The sequence below is a fragment of the Pseudomonas sp. R62 genome, assembly GCF_000257605.1.
Lineage (GTDB): Bacteria > Pseudomonadota > Gammaproteobacteria > Pseudomonadales > Pseudomonadaceae > Aquipseudomonas > Aquipseudomonas atacamensis.
In genome coordinates, this window is sequence record NZ_JH635998.1 from 500,524 (window position 1) to 504,151 (window position 3,628).

A 3,628-nucleotide genomic window follows, 5' to 3' on the forward strand; every position below is an offset into this window, starting at 1 on the left:
GACGTCATTGAGCATGACGTGCAATGTCACCGCATCTTTGAACGGGTGTCACGGTGCAGGGAGCACTCTAGGAATTCAGGCATAAGCTCACGGTCACCAAGGTATTTGCCTGGCTGCAGCGATTGACATAAATTTCGCCCGCATAGAGCTCCGCTCATCATTGATGTCCGGAGGAGCCCTCTTGGGCGAACCCCATCAAATGCCCGAAAACCAATCGAAGGAATTCGCCATCAATACCCAGGCATTTAGCGTCCAAGCTGACAGCTACGGCTTCACCAGTTGTAGCTACGCCGACATCGTAACCCTGGTGGATGAGGCGGTAATCATCCTTCAGGAACGCGGTATACGCTTCACTCCTGGGAGTGTGCTTCACAAGCTTTTTGCAGACGCCCGTAAGCTCGACAAGCAATGGACGCAGAGCAAAACATCACCCAATTTGGTAACGGGTATCAACGCCGCTTACGCAGAGAAGATTGCTCGGATCATCTCCACGCTCAATGATGAGCCGGGTATTGATGAAGCCCTTCAGCGAATCTCTGGGGCAGACGTGAACCTGTCGAACCGATCCAAGTCCCAAGGCAAGGACGCATTATGGGAGCTCTCGCTTCTGACCGCCCTCAAGCGCAGGATGCCGGCCCAGTTGATCGACCCTCCCGACATTGTTGTCGACTTCGGATTTGGTAACTACTCAATCGCCTGCAAGAAAATCTATGAGCGCAAAAGCCTTGTCTCTAGGTTAAGGGACGGTGCCAAGCAAATCCGCGAATCAGAGAACCCTGGCTTCATCGCCCTGAACATCGACGACCTCCTCCCGGGTGAACAGATTCTGACGTCGCAGACCCCGGCATCAGCCCTTCAAATGCTTTCCAAAGAGATTCGGGAGTTTGTCGAAGACGAGTCGGGTGCATTTGGACGGATCAAAAATAAGACCTACCTCGACGGCGTTTTGATTTCAGCATCGACCATTTCTGACATCAAGGAAACGAGCACCCGTCTCAACCTCACAACCACTTTCGACTTTTACCCGTTCCAAACTGATGGACTGGGCATGGAACGCTTTATTGCGCTGAGAAAAAGACTATCCCCTCGCACAACCATGGGAAAAGGGCCCTTGGCTGTAAACATCACCTGGCCAAAGTAAATCTTCTGGCAAAGGCAATAGTGCGGAGATTGGTTTGACTACCATAAGATGCGGGCTGTGTGATTCAAGAAGCATCAGCGTCCCCGCCAATCTCCAGGTTCAGGCATCCTGGCCATAAGCTAGGCCGACTGCCACCTCAGCTTCAAAAAACGCGAAGCACTGCCGACAAAGGCATCGTTTTTCGACGACCATGGCTGAGCAGCACGTAAAGTTTGTTCTGCGTCTGAAAAAACATGCCGTCGCTGAAATCAATCAACGGTGACGAGCGCAGCCAGAGGGCGCTGCTGGTTTTGGTACAGCTATCGAAGACCACATTGAGCATCAGCAGCATCACCGGCTTCTTGCCCTCCATAGCCAACTCCTGGACGACCAAATCAGGCGCATCGAGATCAAGCCAAACCCACTCATCGACGATGCAAAAGCTCCTATCCGGGAATCTCGTCTCTGTCATCCGGATCGCTTCCTCAAGATCCATTTCCACCCCTGGCATGACCGCGCTTGGGCCAACGATCTCCTCGATGTCTATGTATGACATGGTAACTCCTGCCCATCCATTGCTTCGCCAAATGGCCTTGTTTCGAAGGCTTACGAGCGCGCGGAAGCTTCTCGGGTCATCGACATCACCACTGTCTGCTGCCCCCCGTCGACCTCCTCAATCATGAACATAAGAAAGCTCACGATGACATATCGATCACCCGCTGTGGTGACAGCGATCGAATAGCCGTGCTGCTCTTCCATCGCCGCCAAATCCTCGGTGACGACCGTATCCCCGTTTTCGGCGCGCTGGTGTATGTCAAAAAACATCGCCGCTTTGAAGCCCAGTCCGACCGGACGAGCATCGAGCAAATAACCGCTGATCTGTCCCTGGAAAGTGACCCTCGTGGCCTTCAGCAACGATTCTGGAAAATACACTGCAAACATCCTCTTCTCGCACGCTTCAAGCCATTCAAAGCGTGATCACACACTGGTTGTTGAAATCGACGTCTTCCCCTGGATAACCCCTTGGATTGGACAGAAATCTGATTCCATTGATCGTTTCATCGACAGCCACGTGAGTGTGTCCAAAGATCCAGAGATCGACCTTCATATCCAGGAATTCCTCCCAGTTGTTGCCGTAAGCGGCCCGCAAATGCGGATGCGTTCCATAGTCCGGAACAAAATGCATCAAAGGCGGGAAGTGAGTCACCACGATCGTTTTTCCCTGAAAGGGTTGTTCCAGCTCGCGATGAAGCCACTCACGAGACTCTTGCGCGACTTTGCGAGTCTGTTGGGGTACCAGGGTTCGATATTGCGGCTCGACCCGAATGACTTTGTAGTCATTCATGAGCGCCCGTGCGTCCAGCATCGCCAATGGCGCATTCCCGGTACCTTCAAAATCAGACCACCCGGTGCATCCCACGAATCGAACGCCATCGAGGACAAGCGTGCGCTGCTCCAAAAAGTGAACGTGGGCAGCTTGGGGGTTGCTGAGCTGATCGAGCGTCTTGTACCAGCTCGATTTGTAAAACTCGTGGTTGCCAGCTACGAGCACGGTCTCCTTCGAAAAATGTTCGCAGGCCCAATTGGAGCTCCGACCTTTGATGTTGATGTCACCAGCGAGAATGGCAACGTCATACAGAGATGGGTCGGGCAGCTCGACGGGCTGGAACTCGACATGGAGATCCGACATTACGAGAAGTCGCATGAGCCACCCCTCGCCATCATGGCGTGTCTCAAAATCTCCTGGCCTGCCATCAGGTTTGCTCGTAAGACTGCAATGCGCATGAGCCTCGTTAAAAAGGAACCAGACATCTAGCCTCCCCGATTTTCAGTAGAGATTAACAATTGCCATGACGGTCTCCAGGCTGGCTTTTTTTCTCTGACCAGGGCCTGTCAAAATATATAGAGTGTTACGCGTTTCAAACACGTAGCCGTCGGTGAGCGATCTTTGGAAGGTTGACCGAACCCAGTCGCCGACCTGCCGCTTGTTCGCACTGTGGGCCAAGACATTGGATGCATACAGCACACAAGGTTGTAACCCGTCGGCAGCAAGAGATTCGCGGTACTCATCAGTCACCTCAATCTCAATCAGCATCCACTCTCTTACGATGCAGTACGGCTTCCATGAGCGATGACTGATGGCTTCAGCATCAGCCTGGCCGGCATCACCCTCGAAGCCCACCAACTGCTCTCCATCGTTGCTGAACAGCTCCACGATGTCTCGTAACCCGTCACTCATGTAACACCCTGTTCTGCAGCTTTAAATGATCCTAGGCATTGGATTTTTTCGTCATTAGCACCCGGGCTGGTAGATGGCTAGCTGCCCAACACACCTGGCCAACCATCACCCACAGCACATCATCACAAGGGCCTGGCGCACCATCTGGAGATCACGCACAGCAGGCATTCGAACCTCTGAGTCCCACCTCTGCAATCTCAATGGCCCTCGATTAAACGCTGAATTGAAAAGCATCTCTCTAGCCCAAGCTCCCATTTCTTACCTCTCAA

General features: G+C 52.9%; 5 protein-coding genes. 1 reads left to right on the plus strand and 4 read right to left on the minus strand.

Annotation, left to right across the window (positions count from 1 at the left end; all coding sequences use genetic code 11):
- Window positions 1-181: 181 nt before the first annotated feature.
- A complete protein-coding gene (locus tag OQK_RS28825; RefSeq protein WP_157221863.1) occupies window positions 182-1,141 on the plus strand; it encodes a hypothetical protein in 960 nt (319 codons plus the stop codon).
- A 142-nt stretch (window positions 1,142-1,283) separates the two neighbouring features.
- On the opposite strand, the gene OQK_RS03745 is transcribed toward OQK_RS28825, so the two are convergent.
- The 4 genes from OQK_RS03745 to OQK_RS03760 all read right to left on the minus strand — a co-directional run bounded on the left by OQK_RS03745 (window position 1,284) and on the right by OQK_RS03760 (window position 3,359).
- Window positions 1,284-1,676, minus strand: coding sequence for a DUF6957 family protein (locus OQK_RS03745; RefSeq protein WP_016771183.1), 393 nt, complete (start codon window positions 1,674-1,676; stop codon window positions 1,284-1,286).
- 50 nt (window positions 1,677-1,726) lie between these two features.
- The gene (locus OQK_RS03750) at window positions 1,727-2,062 is read right to left on the minus strand and encodes a hypothetical protein (RefSeq protein ID WP_016771184.1); all 336 of its coding nucleotides are present in this window, start codon (window positions 2,060-2,062) and stop codon (window positions 1,727-1,729) included.
- A gap of 25 nt (window positions 2,063-2,087) precedes the next feature.
- The gene (locus OQK_RS03755) at window positions 2,088-2,825 is read right to left on the minus strand and encodes a metallophosphoesterase (protein ID WP_038860516.1); all 738 of its coding nucleotides are present in this window, start codon (window positions 2,823-2,825) and stop codon (window positions 2,088-2,090) included.
- 123 nt (window positions 2,826-2,948) lie between these two features.
- Complete coding sequence (locus OQK_RS03760) at window positions 2,949-3,359, minus strand: DUF6957 family protein (protein ID WP_016771187.1); 411 nt, start codon at window positions 3,357-3,359, stop codon at window positions 2,949-2,951.
- Between the last annotated feature and the right edge of the window lie 269 nt (window positions 3,360-3,628).

Excerpts from the sequence above, each read along its gene's own strand:
- OQK_RS03745 (WP_016771183.1), bottom strand. The coding sequence starts at position 1,676 with ATGTCATACATAGACATCGAGGAGATCGTTGGCCCAAGCGCGGTCATG.
- OQK_RS03760 (WP_016771187.1), bottom strand. The coding sequence starts at position 3,359 with ATGAGTGACGGGTTACGAGACATCGTGGAGCTGTTCAGCAACGATGGA.
- OQK_RS03755 (WP_038860516.1), bottom strand. The coding sequence starts at position 2,825 with ATGCGACTTCTCGTAATGTCGGATCTCCATGTCGAGTTCCAGCCCGTC.
- OQK_RS03750 (WP_016771184.1), bottom strand. The coding sequence starts at position 2,062 with ATGTTTGCAGTGTATTTTCCAGAATCGTTGCTGAAGGCCACGAGGGTC.